The following is a 16795-nucleotide window of genomic DNA, read 5'->3' as shown; positions in this document are numbered from 1 at the left end:
CCTCCTCCTTTACTTCGCTCCGCAGAACACCCCGCCGTCCCGATCCGGACAGGCTTGCGCAGTTTTACGGTTTGGAAGCGCAGACGTATCCGGCCCGGGGTGTCGGGTGTCCGATTCCCGGAACTAAAGGGGGAGGAACAGGCGAAGCCCGTTCCGGAGGACATGGAGGGAATCGGACACCCGGCAACCCGGGCACGCGACTCCCTCAGGAAAACTAAGATGAATTTCGACCTCACAGACGAACAAAAACAAATCCGCGACACCTTCGCCCGCTTCTGCGACGAGCGCATCGCGCCGCAGGCGGCGGCGCTCGACGAGGCGCGCGCCTTCCCGCGCGCCCTCTTCCAGGAACTGGCCGACCTCGGCTTCTTCGGCATGCGCTACCCGGAGGACGTCGGCGGCTCCGGCCTGGCGCTGACCGAGTTCGCCCTTGCTCTTTCCGAAATTGCGCGCGGCTCGATGTCGCTCGCCGGCGCGGTGGCCATGCAGTCGCTGATGGGCACCAAGTTCCTGCACATGCTCGGCAACGCCGACATCCTCGAGCGCCTGTTCAAGCCGGCCCTGCGCGGCGAGAAGATCGGCGCCATCTGCATGACCGAGCCGAACGCCGGCTCCGACCTCGACTCGATCGCCACCACGGCGAAGAAGGTCGACGGCGGCTATGTCATCAACGGCCAGAAGACCTGGATCACCTCGGCGCCGCTGGCCGACTTCTTCACCGTCTTCGCCAAGGCCGGCGAGGAGAAGAAGCTCACCATCTTCCTCGTCGAGAAATCCTTCAAGGGACTCATCGTCGGCCGCGAGATCCACAAGATGGGCGTCTGGGCCCTGCCCACCTCGGAAGTCGCCTTCGACGAGTGCTTCGTGCCGGACAGCCACCGCCTGTCGCAGGCGGAAGGCGACGGCGAGGGTCACCTGAGGAAGACGCTCGCCGAGATCCGCATCATCACCGGCGCCATGGGCCTCGGCGTGGCCCAGGCCGCGCTCGACGAGGCAGTGCGCTACGCCGCCGAGCGCAAGCAGTTCGGCAAGCCGATCAACCGCTACCAGGCCATCCAGTTCAAGCTGGCCGAGATGGCCACCGACCTCGAGGCGGCCCGCCATCTGGTGTACTACGCTGCCTGGCTGCGCGACGCCGGCCGGCCGCACCACAAGGAGGCCGCCATGGCCAAGCTCAACGCCACCGAGGCGGCCGCGCGCATCTGCGACCAGGCCGCCCGCGTGCTCGCCTCCTACGGCTACGCCATGGAATACCCGGTGCAGCGCTACCTGCGCGACGTCCGCTTCACGCTGATCGGCGGCGGCACCAGCGAGATCCTGAAACTCATCATTGCCAAGGAAGTCAGCTCATGACTGCTGCGCAAAAGTCAGTCGCCACGGAACGGCGAATTAAAGTCCTCCTGGCCAAGCCCGGCCTCGACGGCCACGACCAGGGCGCAAAAGTCGTCGTGCGCGCCCTCATGGACGCCGGCATGGAGGTCATCTACACCGGCCTGCGGCAGACGCCGGAAGCCGTCGCCCGCATGGCGCTCGACGAGGACGTCGATGTCATCGCCCTGTCCAGCCTGGCCGGCTCGCACGTCCCCTTCTGCACCAAGCTGAAGCCGCTGCTGGAAGCCAACCACCTGCAGGACAAGCTGTGGGTGATCGGCGGCAACCTGCCGGCGCAGGACCACGACGCCCTGCGACAGCTCGGCTTTTCAGGGATCTTCCCGACGGGCAGCAAGCTCGACGCCATCGTCGATTACATCCGGGAACACGTCAAATGAACGACCGCGCCAAAGACGATCTTAAGCCGATCACCAACGAGTCTGGCATCGAGGTCAAGCCGCTGTACACCGCGGCCGACGTCGAGGCGAGCGGCGGCCTGTCGATGCTCGGCCAGCCGGGCGAATACCCCTTCACCCGCGGCATCCACCGGCTGATGTACCGCAAGCAGCCGTGGACCATGCGCCAGTACGCCGGTTTCGGCAACCCGGCCGACACCAACAAGCGCTTCAAGTACCTCATCGCCAACGGCCAGACCGGCCTCAACGTCGCCTTCGACCTGCCGACGCAGATCGGCCTCGACTCCGACGACCCGCTCGCCGAGGGCGAGATCGGCCGCGTCGGCATGTCGGTGGACACCTTGCGCGACTTCGAGGTGGCCTTCGACGGCATCGACCTCAACAAGATCACCGTCTCGCTCACCATCAACGGCGCGGCGGCCATCCTCATCGCCATGTACCTGGCGATGGCGGAAAAGCGCGGCTACGACGTCAAGCAGCTGCGCGGCACGGCGCAGAACGACATCCTCAAGGAGTTCATCGGCCGCGGCACCTGGATCTTTCCGGTCGAGCCCTCCATCCGCCTGGTCGGCGACACCATCGAGTACTGCGCCGAGCACGCGCCAAAGTACAGCCCGGTCTCCGTCTGCGGGTACCACATCCGAGAATCCGGCGCGAATCCGGCGCAGGAGATGGCCTACGCCTTCTGCATCGCCAAGGCCTACGCCGACGACGTCATCAAGCGCGGCCTGCACGTCGACGAGTTCGCCGGCCGCCTCTCCTACAACTTCAACATCTTCGGCAACATCTTCGAGCAGGTGGCCAAGTTCCGCGCCGGCCGCGGCCTGTGGGCGAAGATCATGAAGGAGCAGTACGGCGCCGAGAAGCCCGGCTCTATGTGGCTGCGCATGATCGCCGCCGGCGGCGGCGGCGGGCTGACCTTCGAGCAGCCCGAGGTGAACATCGTGCGCGGCGCCTACTACGCGCTGATCTCGGCGCTCTCCGGCACGCAGACCATGGCGCTGTGCTCCTACGACGAGGCCTACACCATCCCCACCGAGTACTCGGCGCGCATCTCGCTCAGGACGATGCAGCTGCTCATCGAGGAGATGGGCCTCACCGAGACGGTCGACCCGCTCGGCGGCTCGTTCTACGTCGAGACGATGACCAACCAGATGCGGCAGAAGATGGAGGAGATCATGGCCGAGGTCGATGCCCAGGGCGGCATCGTCAAGCTGGTCTCCGAGGGCGCCATCCAGTCCAAGGTCTCGGCCCAGGCCTACAAGATGCAGCGCGACATCGAGTCCGGCAAGTTCCGCAAGGTCGGCGTCAACTGCTACCGCAACGAAAAGGAAGAAGAGCATCCCGTCGAGTTCCACCCCTACAACGAGGAGGACACGCGGGTGCAGATCGCCGGCCTCGACAAGATTCGCGCCGAGCGCGACCCGGCCAAAGTGAGCCAGGCGCTGGCGCGCCTGTCGGCCGATGCCTCGGCAGGACGCAACGTCATGCCGGCCCTGGTGGAAGCCGTCAAGGCCTACGCCACGGTCGGCGAGATGACCCAGGAGATGGTGAAGATCTTCGGCCGCTACCAGGAACCGATCCGCTTTTAAGAAGGAAGAAGCATGACAGCACTCGACAATTACGTGGCGCCCACCAGCCTGGAGCAGGCCGTGGTGCAGCTGCAGGAACTCGGCGAGGTGACCATCCTCGCCGGCGGCACCGACCTGATGCCGCAATCGCACGCCGGCCGCGTGAAGTTCAAGCGCACGCTGATGAACATCCGCCGCATCCCCGAGCTGCGCGGCATCGTCCGCGAGGGCGACGAGATCCGCATCGGCGCGCTGACCACCATCAGCGAGATGATGGCGCATCCGCTGGTGCGCGAGCACCTGCCGCTGCTCGTCTCGGCCGGCGACCATTTCGCCAGCGACCAGATCCGCAACGCCGGCACCGTCGGCGGCAACATCTGCAACGCCTCGCCAGCCGGCGACACCCTGGTGCCGCTGATGGTGCTGGGCGCCAGCGTCGAGCTGGCCTCCAAGCCCGACGACAAGCTGTTCCGCCGCAGCATGCCGCTGCCGGAGTTCTTCGTCGGCCCGGGCAAGACGCGCATTGCGCCGGCCGAGCTGCTCACCGCCGTGCGCGTGCCGATCCCGCCGCAGGGTTTCGTCGCCCGCTTCCACAAGTTCGGCACCCGCCCCGCCCTCGACATCTCGGCGATCTCCATCGGCGTCGGCGGCGTGCTGAAGGACGGCAAGTTCTCCCAGGTGCGCGTCGCCTTCGGCGCCGTCGCGCCGACGCCGGTGTGCGGCTGCGCCACCGAGGAGGCGCTGGAGGGCAAGAAGCTCGACGCCGCCACCATCGCCGCCGCCGCGAAAGCGGCGCAGGACGAAGTGCATCCCATCTCCGACGTGCGCGCCAGCGCCTGGTACCGCAAGGAGATGATCCACAACATGACGAAGAGGATCCTCGAAGATGTCTCAGCAAACCATTAACTTCACCCTCAACGGCGTGCCGACCCGCGTGACGGTGCCGGTGCAGATGAGTGCCCTCGAGATGATCCGCAACGTCGCCGGCCTGACCGGCACCAAGTACGGCTGCGGCGAGGGTGAGTGCGGCGCCTGCACCATCATCCTCGACGGCGTCTCGCTGAATTCCTGCCTGCTCTTTGCCGTCGAGTGCGACGGCCGCCAGGTCACCACCGTCGAGGGCCTCGCCGACGACCCGCTCGGCCGCAGGATCGAGAAAGCCTTCGTCGATGCCGGCGCCGTGCAGTGCGGCTTCTGCACGCCGGGCATGGTCATGCAGGCGCGCCAGCTGCTGGAAAAGAACCCGCACCCGAGCCGCGAGGAGATCCAGCGCGGCATCGAGGGCAACCTGTGCCGCTGCACCGGCTACGTCAAGATCATCGACGCCATCGAAGCGGCGACCAAGGAGTAAGCCATGCCTGAAGCCATCCAGAAAGACTCGCTGATCGGCAAGCGCATCACCAAGCTCGACGCGCCCGAGAAGGCCGGCGGCAAGACCCGCTACATCCAGGACCTCGACGTGCAGGGCCAGCTCTACGGCAAGATCCTGCGCTCGGCGCGCGTGCACGCGAAGATCAAGTCGATCGACACCGCGGCGGCGAAGGCGCTGCCCGGCGTGCACGCCGTCATCACCGCCGCCGACGTGCCCTACCAGCGCCCGATCGGCGTCGCCAAGGACCACTTCCCGCTGAAGACCGATCGCGTGCGCAGCCTGCGCGACGAAATCGCCGCGGTGGCCGCCGAGACCGAGGCCATCGCCGAGGCGGCGCTGAAGCTGATCAGGGTCGAGTACGAGGACCTGCCGGTCCTCTCCGACCCGAACGACTCGCTCAAGCCGGACGCGCCGCTGATCCATCCCGAGCCGCACGGCGCGACGGCCAAGCACGACCACCTCAAGCAGGCGCAGGGCATCGCCTACCGCGGCAAGCCCGACAACATCGCCATGACCTTCGACTACGAGCAGGGCGACGTGGCGGCAGGCGAGCGCGAGTCCGACGTGGTGTTCGAGGACACCTTCCACCTGCACTACGTCACGCACTGCTGCATGGGGGTGTCCGGCATCATCGCCGAGTTCGATCCCTCCGGGAACCTGCTGATGTACTCCAACACCCAGGTGCCCTTCCTGCACAAGCGCGAGTTCGCCGAGATCCTCAACATGGACCCGGCGCGCATCCGCATCATCCAGCCGCCCATCGGCGGCGGCTTCGGCTCCAAGCTCGACATCTATCCCTTCGAGCCGATCGCGGTGTTCCTCGCCAAGGCCACCGGACGCCCGGTCAAGCTGGTGTTCACGCGCGAGGAGGAGTTCCTCGCCTCGCCGACGCGCCAGCCGGTGATCCTCACCCTGCGCTCGGGCTGCAAGAAGGACGGCACGCTGACCTTCCGCACGGTGAGCACGCTGCACGACAACGGCGCGTACACCTCGTGGGGGGCGACGACGCCCTTCGTCATGATGCAGACCATCTCTTCGCTCTACCGCGTGCCGCACTGCCTCTACCACACCAAGGCGGTGTACACGAACAACCCCTACGCCGGCTCCTTCCGCGGCTACGGCAACCTGCAGGCCACCTTCGCCGTCGAGCAGCACATGGACATGATGGCGGCGGCGATCGGCATGGACCCGCTGGCATTCCGCCTGAAGAACGCCCAGGACCCCGGCGAGGTGACGCCGCAGGGCATGCACTTCAAGAGCTGCGGCTTCAAGGAGTGCCTGACCACCGCCGCCGAGGCGAGCGGTTTCCTCGCCAGGTTCAAGGCCAACGAGGCCGACAAGGCCAAGCCCGGCCGCTTCAAGCGCGGCATCGGCATGGCCTCCATGCTGCACGTCGGCGGCGGCGCCAAGATCTACCCGTCGGACGGCTGCGGCACCATCCTCAAGATGGACGACTTCGGCTCGGTGACGCTGATCACCGGCGCCTCCGAGATCGGCCAGGGCTCGGAGACGGTGCTGGCCCAGCTGGTCTGCGAGGAGCTCGGCGTGCCGCTCTCCGCCGTGCGCGTCGTCAACAACGACACCGAGATCACGCCGTGGGACGTCGGCGTGCACGCCTCGCGCACCACCTTCATCGCCGGCAACTCGGCGATCGGTGCGGCGCGCAAGGCGCGCGGCAAGATCCTCGACGCCGCCGCCAAGATGGCCGGCCTCGACGCGGCCGACCTCGACCTGCGCGCCGGCCACATCGTCGAGGCGAAGAACGGCACTGTGGTGATGACCCTGGCCAAGCTGCTGCGCCAGCTGCACTTCAGCGACAAGGCCGAGCTGGTGATGACCTCCTTCTACTACGAGCCGCCCTCCAAGCACCAGGACAAGCACTTCAAGGGCGACGTCTCAGCCGCCTATGCCTGGGCGACGCAGGTGGTCGAAGTCGAGGTGGACACCGACACCGGCATCGTGCGGCTGCTCAAGGTCACCGGCGCCCACGACGTCGGGCGCATCCTCAACCGCCTCGGCCTCGAAGGGCAGATCGAGGGCGGCATCGTCATGGGCCAGGGCTACGCGCTGACCGAGGAGCTGATGGTCGAGAACGGCGTGGTGAGGAACCCCGGCTTCCGCGACTACAAGCTGGTCACCGCGCCGGAAATCCCCGAGATGGACGTGCGCTTCATCGAGACCATGGACGGCGAGGGCCCCCAGGGCGCCAAGGGCGTCGGCGAGGCGCCGGCGATCTGCATCGCCGCGGCCACCGCCAACGCCATCCACAACGCCACCGGCGTGCGCATCATGGCGTTGCCGTTCACGCCGGAGAAGGTTTACCGGGCACTCCACGCCGCCAAGGAGAAAGCCGCAGCATGAAGCGCCGCACCGTCCTCTCGATGGAGCAGGCGCTGTCCCTGCCCTACGCCACGCTGCGCTTCGCCCAGCTCGGCTGGCGCGTCATCCGCATCGAGTCGACGCCGGCCGGCGACGGCCTGCCGGGCGATCCCAACCGCTACATCGGCGGCAAGGTGCTCGACGACGACCGCCGCACCTACTTCATCGCGCCCAACGTCGGCAAGGAAGCCATCGCGCTCAACCTGAAGGACCCGCAGGGCCAGGCGCTCTTGCGCAAGCTGCTCGTGGAACTCGACGTCGACGTCTTCTGCTGCAACACCGTGCCGCGCCGCTACAAGCAGCTCGGCATCGACTACGAGACGCTGTCCGCCGCCAAGCCGGACCTGATCTGGGCCGGCATCTCGGCGATGGGGCCGGACTACCCCGACGCGCCCGGCTACGACCCGGTGATCCAGGCCATGGCCGGCTACATGGAGCTGACCGGCCCGGCCGACGGCCCGCCGACGCTCTCCGGCGTGCCGCTGGTCGACCTCAAGGCCGGCGACGAGGTGTACGCCAACGTCATGCTGGCGCTGGCCGAACGCGCCGAGACCGGCAAGGGCATGCGCATCGACGTCTCCATGCTGCAGGCGGCCGCCTCCTGGCTGATCACCACCCTGCCGCTGCTCGACTTCGACTGCCAGCCGAACGAGATCACCCGCTGCGGCAACGAGCACCGCAAGTTCATCCCGACCAACGTCTATCCGACATTGGATGGTTTCATCTACATGGCCATCGGCAGCGACGTGCAGTGGAAGCGCCTGACCGAGATTCCGAAGTTCGCCTCGATCGGCTCGCTGGCGCGCGCCACCAACGAAGGGCGCCACCAGGAGCGCGAGGCCATCCACCGCGACATGGCGGCGGAGACGCGCAAATACGCCACGGCGGAGATCGCCGCGGACTTCCGCCAGGCCACCATCCCGCACGCGCCGATCCACGACATCCCCGCCGTGCGCAACATGGACGCCGTCTCGCGCAAGCTGACTTTGACGCGCATGCCCGGCGGCAAGCAGGTGCACATGCAGCCGATGGCGGTGGACCTGCCCGCCGTGCCGCAGGAACTGACTTTTCCGCCGAAGTACGGCGAGCACACCCGCGCCGTGCTGAAGGAAGCCGGCTGCGCCGACAACGAGATCGCCCGCCTCGAACAAGAACGCATCATCGCCTAGAACCATGACGACACAGAACCCGCTCCTGCACACACCCGCCCGCCCCCTGCCGAAGCACGTCGCCATCATCGGCGCCGGCACCATCGGCCCGGACATCGGCTACTACCTGAAAAGCGCCCTGCCGCAGATCCGCCTGACGCTGGTCGACGTGAATCAGTCCGCCATCGACAAGGCCCTGCAGCGCTGCCAGGACTACGCCAAAAAGGCCGTCGCCCGCGGCAAGATGGGCGAGGCGCAGGCTTCAGCCGTTGTCGCCAACATCGCCGGCACGACGGACTACGCGCAACTCGCCGACTGCGACTGGGTGATCGAAGCCGCCACCGAGAACCTGCCGCTCAAGCGCCGCATCTTCGCCCAGGTCGAAGGCATCGTGCGGCCGGATGCCCTCATCACCTCCAACACCAGCTCGCTGCCGGCCGAACGCATCTTTTCGGAGCTCAAGCACAAGGGCCGCGCCACCGTCACGCATTTCTTCGCGCCGGCCTGGCGCAACCCGGCAGTGGAAGTCATCGCCTGGGAGAAGACCGACCCGGCGGTGGTCGACTATCTGCGCTGGCTGTTCTGCATCACCGGCAAGGTGCCGCTGGTCACCTCGGACGCCGTCTGCTTCATGCTCGACCGCATCTTCGACAACTGGTGCAACGAGGCGGCCCTGCTGCTCGACCGCGCCACCGCCGCCGAGGTCGACAGCGTGGCCGCGGAATTCGTGCACGCCGGCCCCTTCTTCGTGCTCAACCTCGCCCGCGGCAATCCGATCATCACCGAGACCAACACCCTGCAGGCCGAGGAGGAAGGCGCGCACTACACCCCGGCCCCGATCTTCCGCTCGGTGGACACCTGGGTCACCGTGCCGCCCGGCAAGAAGGTCGACGTCGCGCCGGAGACGAAGGCGGCGATCCGCGACCGCCTGCTCGGCATCCTCTTCTCGCAGTCGGTGGACATCCTCGACCGCGGCATCGGCGAGCCGGCCGACCTCGACCTCGGCTGCCGCACGGCGCTGGGCTTCAAGAAGGGCCCGCTCGAGCTGATGCGCGACCTCGGCGAACCGGAAGCCGGCCGCATCCTGCAGCGCCTGGGCAGAGAGCGCCCCGGCATGCCCTGGCCGCAGCGGCCCTACGCCGCCTACCAGGACTTCTGGCGCCATGTTCTCGTGGACGAGGTTAACGATGGCGACGGCGTCATCAAAATCATCACGCTGCGCCGCCCCGAGGCGATGAACGCCCTGCACGACGAGCTGACCGACGAGGTGCTTGCCGTCATCCGCAAGTTCGAGAACGATCCGAAGGTCAAGGGCTTCGTCCTCACCGGCTACGGTGCGCGCGCCTTCTGCGCCGGCGCCGACATCGGCCGCTTCCCCTCCATGCTCGGCGACGCCAAGGCGGCGACGCAGTACGCGCGCGACTGCTCGCGCCTGCTGGTGCACCTCGACGCCATGCGGAAGCCGGTGGTCGCCGCGCTCAACGGCATGGCGCTGGGCGGCGGACTGGAGCTGGCCATGCGCTGCCACGGCATCGTCGCCGTGAAGGACGCCTGGATGCAGCTGCCGGAGATCACGCTCGGCATCGTGCCGGGCATCGGCGCCATGGTCGTGCCCTACCGCCGTTGGCCGCAGGCCGCCGCGACCTTCCATGGCATGCTGCGCCGCGCCGAGAAGCTCAAGGCCGCCGAAGCCCACAAACTCGGCGTGGTGGACACCCTCGCCGACGACCTGCCCGGCCTGATCGCGGCCGCCGTGGCGCGGGTGCAGGCGCTGGCCGGCCAGCCATCGCCCATCGCCCGTGGCGCCGTGGCGCTGTCGCCGCCGGAGAAGATCGAGCCTGCCGCCGCCAGTGGCCAGCCGCTGTCGAAGGAAATCCTGGGAATTCTGGAAAAGGCTGTGCGCGATGCCGCGCAGGCTGGTACCCTCGACGAGGCTCTGGAGATCGGCTACCGCGCCTTCGGCGCCAGCGCCCTCACCGCCGCCGCACGCGAGGGCATCGGCGCCTTCCAGGAAGGCCGCAAACCGGATTTCAGCCGCACGGCTTGATCCCACAAGCTTGACAGGGATTTAATCTGTTACACAATGTAGGCTGCGGAAAACGAAATACGTAACACATAAACCAGTCGTCCGCTCAAACCAAAGGAGGAATCACATGAAAAAGCTCGCAAGCCTTGCCGCCACCCTGCTGGCCGGCGTTCTCGCCTGGGCCCCCGCCCAGGCGCAGACGACGCTGACCATATCGTCCTGGCTGCCGCCCAGCCACATCATCACCAAGGACATGCTCATGGGCTGGGCCAAGGAGGTCGAAACGGCCACTCAGGGCCGCGTCAAGTTCCGGCTGCTGCCGAAAGCCGTGGCGAGCCCGCCCGGCACCTTCGACGCCGTTCGCGACGGCCTGGCCGACGTGTCGATCTCGGTGCACGGCTATACGCCGGGCCGCTTCCCGATGACCAAGATGGCGGAATTCCCCTTCATCGGCGACTCGTCGGAAGCGATTTCGGTGGCCTACTGGCGCACCTACATGAAGCACATGGCCAAGCTCGACGAGCACAAGGGCGTCGTCCTGCTCGGCCTGATGACCCACGGCCCCGGCCAGATCTACATGACCAAGCAGAAGGTCGCCTCGCTCGCCGACATCGCCAACCAGAAAATCCGCGTCGGCGGCGGCCTGGTGGTGGACATCACCAAGGCGATGGGCGCCGTGCCGCTGCTGAAGCCGGCATCGGAGACCTACGAGATCATGAAGAGCGGCATCGCCGACGGCATCTTCTTCCCGAAGGACTCCGTGCCGGCCTTCAAGCTGGTGCCCCTGGTCAACCACATGACGGTGGTGCCCGGCGGCCTCTACAACGTCAGCTTCGGCCTGTGGATGAACGAGGCCAAGTTCAAGGGCCTGCCGAAAGCCGACCAGGACGCCATCCTGAAAGTTTCCGGCGAGCACTACGCCCACATGGCCGGCAAGGTCTGGGACCGCGAGGATGCGGCCGGCCTGAAGGCGATGGAAGCGGAAAAGATCGTCATCCGCAACGCCAGCCCGGAATTCGTGGCCGAGATCAAGTCCAAGACCGATCCGCTGGAGAAGGCCTGGTATAACGAGGCCAAGGCCAAGGGCATCGACGGCGCCGCCGTGATGGCCGAATTCCGCGCCGAGATCAAGAAGCTCTCCGGCAAGTAAGCGTGTCCGGCTTGTCGACGAATCCCGGCGGCCCGCTCCTGGGCCGCTGGGAAAAGCCTTTCGAGATGCTGCTGGGATCGGCCACCGCGCTGATCCTGGCCTGCATCATGCTGCTTACCTGCGCGGATGTCGCCGGCCGCTATGTTTTCAGCGAACCGGTGCCGGGTGCGCTGGAAGTCACCGAACTCATGATGGGCGCGCTGATCTTCGCCTCGCTTCCCCTGGTAACCCTGCGCAACCAGCAGGTGACCATCGATCTCTTCGCAAACTGCATCCCGAGGTTCGTCAGGCCCGCATTGCATGCGCTGATCCAGCTGGTGAGCGCGCTGTGCATGGCGGTCATCGCCTGGCGCCTGTGGGTCAAGGGCGGACAGATGATCGAGCAGGGCGACACCACGGCGGTGTTGCAATTGGAGGTATGGCCGCTGGTGTATTTCATGAGCGTGCTGGCGGCCTTCACGGCCCTGATTCTTTTTCTCATGATCCGGCAGAAGGAAGCCACGGGCGGCGCCGGCGAAGTCTAGGTAACCAACCATGCAAGAAGCACTCATCGCCTTCGCCGTCATGCTGGGGCTGACATTCCTGCGCCTGCCCATCGCCTTTTCGATGGCGCTGGTCGGCTTCCTCGGCTTCGCCTACATGGTGAACTTCACTGCGGCGCTGTCGATGGTCGGCTCGGTGGCTTTCGAGACCGGCATGTCCTATACCCTGTCCATCGTGCCGCTGTTCATCCTGATGGGCAACCTGGTCACGAAGGCTGGCCTGTCCGCCGAGCTCTACCGCGTCTCCTATGCCTTCCTCGGCCACCGCCGCGGCGGCCTGGCGATGGCCACCATCCTCGCCTGCGGCGGCTTCGGGGCCATCTGCGGCTCAAGCCTGGCCACCGCCGCCACCATGAGCAAGGTGGCCATGCCGTCGATGCGCAAGTACGGCTATTCGGATGCGCTCGCCGCCGGCTCCATCGCTGCCGGCGGCACACTGGGCATCCTCATCCCGCCCAGCGTGGTGATGGTGATCTACGGCATCCTCGCCGAGCAGAACATCGGCAAGCTGTTCATCGCCGGCATCCTGCCCGGACTCGTCGCCGTCGCCTGCTATCTGGCCGCCGTTTCGGTGACGGTGCGGCTGGATCCCAAGGCCGGGCCGCCGGGCGAGCGCGTTACCTGGCACGAACGCTTGGTCGCCCTCGGCGACGTCTGGGGCGTGCTGATCCTGTTCCTCGTCGTCATCGGCGGCATCTACGGCGGCATCTTCACGCCGACCGAGGCGGCCGGCATCGGCGCCGGGGGCGGCCTGGTGTTCCTGCTGGCGCGCCAGGGCTTCGACTGGCGCCTGCTGCGCCTCATCCTGGTGGAAAGCGCCATCACCACCGGCATGATCTTCACCATCCTGATCGGGGCGCTCATCTTCGCCAACTTCATCAACATGACCGGCATGCCGACGGAACTGACGCAATACGCCGAACGGTTCCGCGAGACGCCGCTTCTGGTCATCATCGCCATCCTGCTCATCTACCTCGTGCTCGGCTGCGTGCTGGAGAGCATGTCGATGATCCTGCTCACCGTGCCGATGTTCTACCCGCTGGTCGCCCACCTCGGCTACGACCTGATCTGGTTCGGCATCATCGTGGTCGTCGTCACCGAGATCAGCATGATCACGCCGCCGGTCGGCCTCAATGTCTTCGTCCTGCGCAGCGTGCTGCCCGACGTACCGACCCAGTCCGTCTTCCGCGGCGTGATGCCCTTCATCGTCGCCGACGTCGTGCGCCTGGGCCTCCTGGTCGCCTTTCCGGCGATCTCGCTCTACCTGACGCAGTTCGTGAAATAGCCCATCAACCTGCCATCGGGAGCCGTCCATGAAGCTGGCACCGGTAACGCTGGAAGACAAGTACAAGCTCGACCAAGGCCGGGTGTTCCTCACCGGCGTGCAGGCCCTGGCGCGCCTGCCCATGCTGCAGCATGCGCGCGACCGCGCCGCCGGCCTGAACACTGCCGGCTACGTCTCCGGCTACCGCGGCTCGCCGCTCGGCGGCCTCGATACCGCGCTGCACGACGCGCAGCGCTTCCTCGCCGGCCACAACATCAAGTTCCAGCCGGGGGTGAACGAGGACCTCGCCGCCACCGCCATCTGGGGCACGCAGCAGCTGCACCTGTTTCCCGACCCGCAGGTCGACGGCATCTTCGCCATGTGGTACGGCAAGGGACCCGGCGTCGACCGCTGCGGCGACGTCTTCAAGCACGCCAACTACGCCGGCACCGCGAAGCACGGCGGCGTGCTGCTGGTCGCCGGCGACGACCACTCGGCGCGCTCCTCAGCCGTAGCGCACCAGAGCGAGCACATGTTCTCCGCCTGCGGCATCCCGGTGCTGGCGCCGGCCGGCCTGCAGGAGTACCTCGACCTCGGCCTGCACGGCTGGGCCATGTCGCGCTATTCCGGCTGCTGGGTGGCGATGAAGACCACTTCCGACACCGTCGAGAGCTCGGCCACCGTCGAGGTCGATCCGTCGCGCGTGCAGATCCGCCTGCCCGAGGATTTCGTCCTGCCGCCGGACGGCGTGAACATCCGCTGGCCCGACCCGCAGCTGGCGCAGGAGCACCGCATGCAGGAATCCAAGGTGTATGCGGCCCTCGCCTACGCCCGCGCCAACCGGCTCAACTACCTGGTCTACGACAGCCCGCGGCCGCGCCTCGGCATCATCGCCTGCGGCAAGGCGTATCTCGACGTGCGCCAGGCACTCGACGACCTCGGCATCGACGCACGGACGGCCGCCGACATCGGCCTGCGCCTGTACAAGGTCGGCATGCCCTGGCCGCTGGAGGCCGACGGCGTGCGCCACTTCGCCGAGGGGCTGGAGGAGATCCTCGTCGTCGAGGAGAAGCGCCAGATCATCGAGTACCAGCTGAAGGAGATGCTCTACAACTGGCGGGAGGATGTCCGCCCGCGTGTCGTCGGCAAGTTCGACGAGACCGGCGAGTGGCCGGCGCCGCACCACGCCTGGCTGCTGCCGCCGACGGCGGAGCTCACACCGGCCATCGTCGCACGCGCCATCGCCGCGCGCATCGGCCGCTTCCACACCTCCGAGCGCATCCGCGAGAAGCTGGCCTTCCTCGAGGCCAAGGACCAGGCGCTGTCCAAGCCGAAGCTGGCGCTGATGCGCATGCCCTACTTCTGCCCGGGCTGCCCGCACAACCTGTCCACCCGCGTGCCGGAGGGCTCCTGCGCGCTGGGCGGCGTCGGCTGCCACCTGATGGCGGTGTCGATGGGCCGCAACACCGTCACCATCAGCCAGATGGGCGGCGAAGGCGCCACTTGGCTCGGCATGGCCGGGCACAGCGGCACCAGGCACGTCTTCGCCAACATGGGTGACGGCACCTACTACCACTCCGGCCTGCTCGCCATCCGCGCCGCCGTCGCCGCCGGGGTGAACATCACCTACAAGCTGCTCTACAACGACGCCGTCGCCATGACCGGCGGCCAGCCGGTGGACGGCCCGCTGACGGTGCCGCAGATTACCCGCCAGATCGAATCGGAAGGCGTCGCGCGCATCGTCGTGCTGGCCGACGACCCCGGCAAGTACGGCGACGCCCCCGGCTTCGCCGCGGGCGTGGAAATCCGTCACCGCGACGAACTGGAGCGGACCCAGCGCGAACTGCGCGACACCCCGGGCGTCACGGTACTGGTGTACGACCAGACCTGCGCCGCCGAGAAGCGCCGCCGGCGCAAGCGCGGCAAGTTCCCCGACCCGGCCGTGCGCGTCTTCATCAACGAACTGGTGTGCGAAGGCTGCGGCGACTGCAGCGCCAAGTCGAACTGCCTCTCCGTCGTGCCGGTGGAGACCGAGTTCGGCAGGAAGCGTGCCATCGACCAGTCCACCTGCAACAAGGACTATGCCTGCGTCTCCGGCTTCTGCCCGAGCATCCTCACGGTGCACGGCGGGCAATTGCGGCGCGGCAAGGCGCTGCAGGCCGCCGAAAGCGCCTTCGCCGAACTGCCCGAGCCGGCGCTGCCGAGCCTGGAGAAGCCCGTCGGCATCCTCGTCGCCGGCGTCGGCGGCACCGGCGTGGTGACCATCGGCGCACTGGTCGGCATGGCCGCCCACCTCGAGGGCAAGGGCGTCACCGTGCTCGACATGACCGGCCTCGCGCAGAAGGGCGGCGCCGTCATGTCGCACGTGCGTCTCGCGGAAAGGCAGGAACAGCTGCATGCCCCGCGCCTTGCCACCGGCGAGGCCGACACCCTGCTCGGCTGCGACATCGTCGTCGCCGTCGGCAACGACGCCCTCGTCAAGACGCAGATCGGCCGCACGCGCGCCATCGTCAACACCGGCAAGGCCATCACCGGGGACTTCGTGCGCAACCCCGACCACCCCTTCCCGCTCGCCACCATGGAAGGCCAGATCCGCGAGGCCGTCGGCGAGGGCCGCGCCGACCTCCTCGACGCCAGCCGGCTCGCCACGCTGCTGCTGGGCCACTCCATCGGCACCAACATGTTCATGCTCGGCTACGCCTGGCAGAAGGGCCGCGTGCCGCTGTCCCTCGACGCGCTGATGCGCGCCATCGAACTGAACGGCGTCGCCGTCGACGACAACAAGGCCGCCTTCCTCTGGGGCCGCCGCGCCGCCCATGACCCGGCGGCGGTCGAGCGCCTGGTCGCCGAGGCCGAGCCGGTGCTGCCGACCCACGTCCTGTCGCAAAGCCTCGACGAGACCGTCGCCCGCCGCCGTGCCGCGCTGACCGACTATCAGGATGCGGCCTACGCGCAACGTTACGCCGCGCTGGTCGAGCGCGTGCGCGCTGCCGAGTCGGCGCTCGCGCCCGGCAGCACCCAGCTGGCCGAGGCCGTCGCCCGCAACTACTACAAGCTGCTCGCCTACAAGGACGAATACGAGGTGGCGCGCCTCTACAGCGATCCGGAATTCGAGCGCACCCTGGCGTCCACCTTCGAGGGCGACTACCGCCTGCGCTTCCACCTGGCCATCCCGCTGTTCAGCCGCACCGACCCGAACACCGGCCTGCCGAAGAAGTTCGCCTACGGCAGCTGGATGCGGATGGCCATGAAGCCGCTGGCGAAGCTGAAATTCCTGCGCGGCACCGCCTTCGATGTGTTCGGCCGCTCGGAAGAACGCCGCCTCGAGCGGCAACTGATCGGGGAGTACGAAAGGACGGTGGAGACGCTGCTGTCAGGTCTCCGCGCCGACAACCTGGCGACCGCCACCGAGATCGCCCGCCTGCCGGAGACCATCCGCGGCTTCGGCCCGATCAAGCAGCGCAACGTGGCCACGGCGCGAGCGAAGCAGGTTGAACTGATGCAGCGGTACGGCCAGCCGCCGCAGGACGCCCGCACCGCCGTCGCGGCGTAACCT

Annotated in this window: 12 protein-coding genes; all 12 read left to right on the top strand. The window is 67.5% G+C overall.

The window, feature by feature from the left end:
- The first annotated feature begins 219 nt into the window (after positions 1 to 219).
- The 12 genes from ROZ00_05250 (at position 220) to ROZ00_05195 (ending at position 16792) form a co-directional block, all read left to right on the top strand.
- The gene (locus ROZ00_05250; GenBank protein MDT3735611.1) at positions 220 to 1353 is read left to right on the top strand and encodes an acyl-CoA dehydrogenase family protein; all 1134 of its coding nucleotides are present in this window, start codon (positions 220 to 222) and stop codon (positions 1351 to 1353) included.
- Positions 1350 to 1769 carry a cobalamin-dependent protein gene (locus ROZ00_05245; protein ID MDT3735610.1) on the top strand — a complete coding sequence of 140 codons (420 nt, stop codon included), beginning with the start codon at positions 1350 to 1352 and terminating at the stop codon, positions 1767 to 1769. Before ROZ00_05250 ends, ROZ00_05245 begins: the two co-directional genes overlap by 4 nt.
- Positions 1766 to 3379, top strand: a complete 1614-nt coding sequence (locus ROZ00_05240; protein MDT3735609.1) for an acyl-CoA mutase large subunit family protein — start codon at positions 1766 to 1768, stop codon at positions 3377 to 3379. The genes ROZ00_05245 and ROZ00_05240 overlap by 4 nt, the downstream gene beginning before the upstream one ends.
- A 12-nt stretch (positions 3380 to 3391) precedes the next feature.
- The gene (locus ROZ00_05235) at positions 3392 to 4264 is read left to right on the top strand and encodes a xanthine dehydrogenase family protein subunit M (protein ID MDT3735608.1); all 873 of its coding nucleotides are present in this window, start codon (positions 3392 to 3394) and stop codon (positions 4262 to 4264) included.
- On the top strand, positions 4245 to 4709 hold the full coding sequence (locus ROZ00_05230; GenBank protein ID MDT3735607.1) for a (2Fe-2S)-binding protein: 465 nt from the start codon (positions 4245 to 4247) through the stop codon (positions 4707 to 4709). The genes ROZ00_05235 and ROZ00_05230 overlap by 20 nt, the downstream gene beginning before the upstream one ends.
- Before the next feature lie 3 nt (positions 4710 to 4712).
- A complete protein-coding gene (locus tag ROZ00_05225; GenBank protein MDT3735606.1) occupies positions 4713 to 7091 on the top strand; it encodes a xanthine dehydrogenase family protein molybdopterin-binding subunit in 2379 nt (792 codons plus the stop codon).
- Positions 7088 to 8278: a CoA transferase gene (locus ROZ00_05220; GenBank protein ID MDT3735605.1), complete on the top strand. Its 1191-nt coding sequence runs from the start codon at positions 7088 to 7090 to the stop codon at positions 8276 to 8278. The genes ROZ00_05225 and ROZ00_05220 overlap by 4 nt, the downstream gene beginning before the upstream one ends.
- Positions 8279 to 8282: 4 nt before the next feature.
- Entirely contained in the window at positions 8283 to 10304 is a 2022-nt protein-coding gene (locus tag ROZ00_05215) for a 3-hydroxyacyl-CoA dehydrogenase NAD-binding domain-containing protein (protein ID MDT3735604.1), read from the top strand.
- A 106-nt stretch (positions 10305 to 10410) separates the two neighbouring features.
- Positions 10411 to 11433, top strand: a complete 1023-nt coding sequence (locus ROZ00_05210) for a TRAP transporter substrate-binding protein (GenBank protein MDT3735603.1) — start codon at positions 10411 to 10413, stop codon at positions 11431 to 11433.
- 2 nt (positions 11434 to 11435) lie between these two features.
- Positions 11436 to 11957, top strand: coding sequence for a TRAP transporter small permease (locus tag ROZ00_05205; protein MDT3735602.1), 522 nt, complete (start codon positions 11436 to 11438; stop codon positions 11955 to 11957).
- Between the two features lie 10 nt (positions 11958 to 11967).
- The gene (locus ROZ00_05200) at positions 11968 to 13260 is read left to right on the top strand and encodes a TRAP transporter large permease (GenBank protein MDT3735601.1); all 1293 of its coding nucleotides are present in this window, start codon (positions 11968 to 11970) and stop codon (positions 13258 to 13260) included.
- 28 nt (positions 13261 to 13288) lie between these two features.
- Positions 13289 to 16792, top strand: a complete 3504-nt coding sequence (locus ROZ00_05195; GenBank protein ID MDT3735600.1) for an indolepyruvate ferredoxin oxidoreductase family protein — start codon at positions 13289 to 13291, stop codon at positions 16790 to 16792.
- Positions 16793 to 16795: the final 3 nt, after the last annotated feature.

This window comes from Denitratisoma sp. (assembly GCA_032027165.1).
GTDB lineage: Bacteria > Pseudomonadota > Gammaproteobacteria > Burkholderiales > Rhodocyclaceae > Desulfobacillus.
This window is presented reverse-complemented; position numbering and strand designations above follow the sequence as displayed.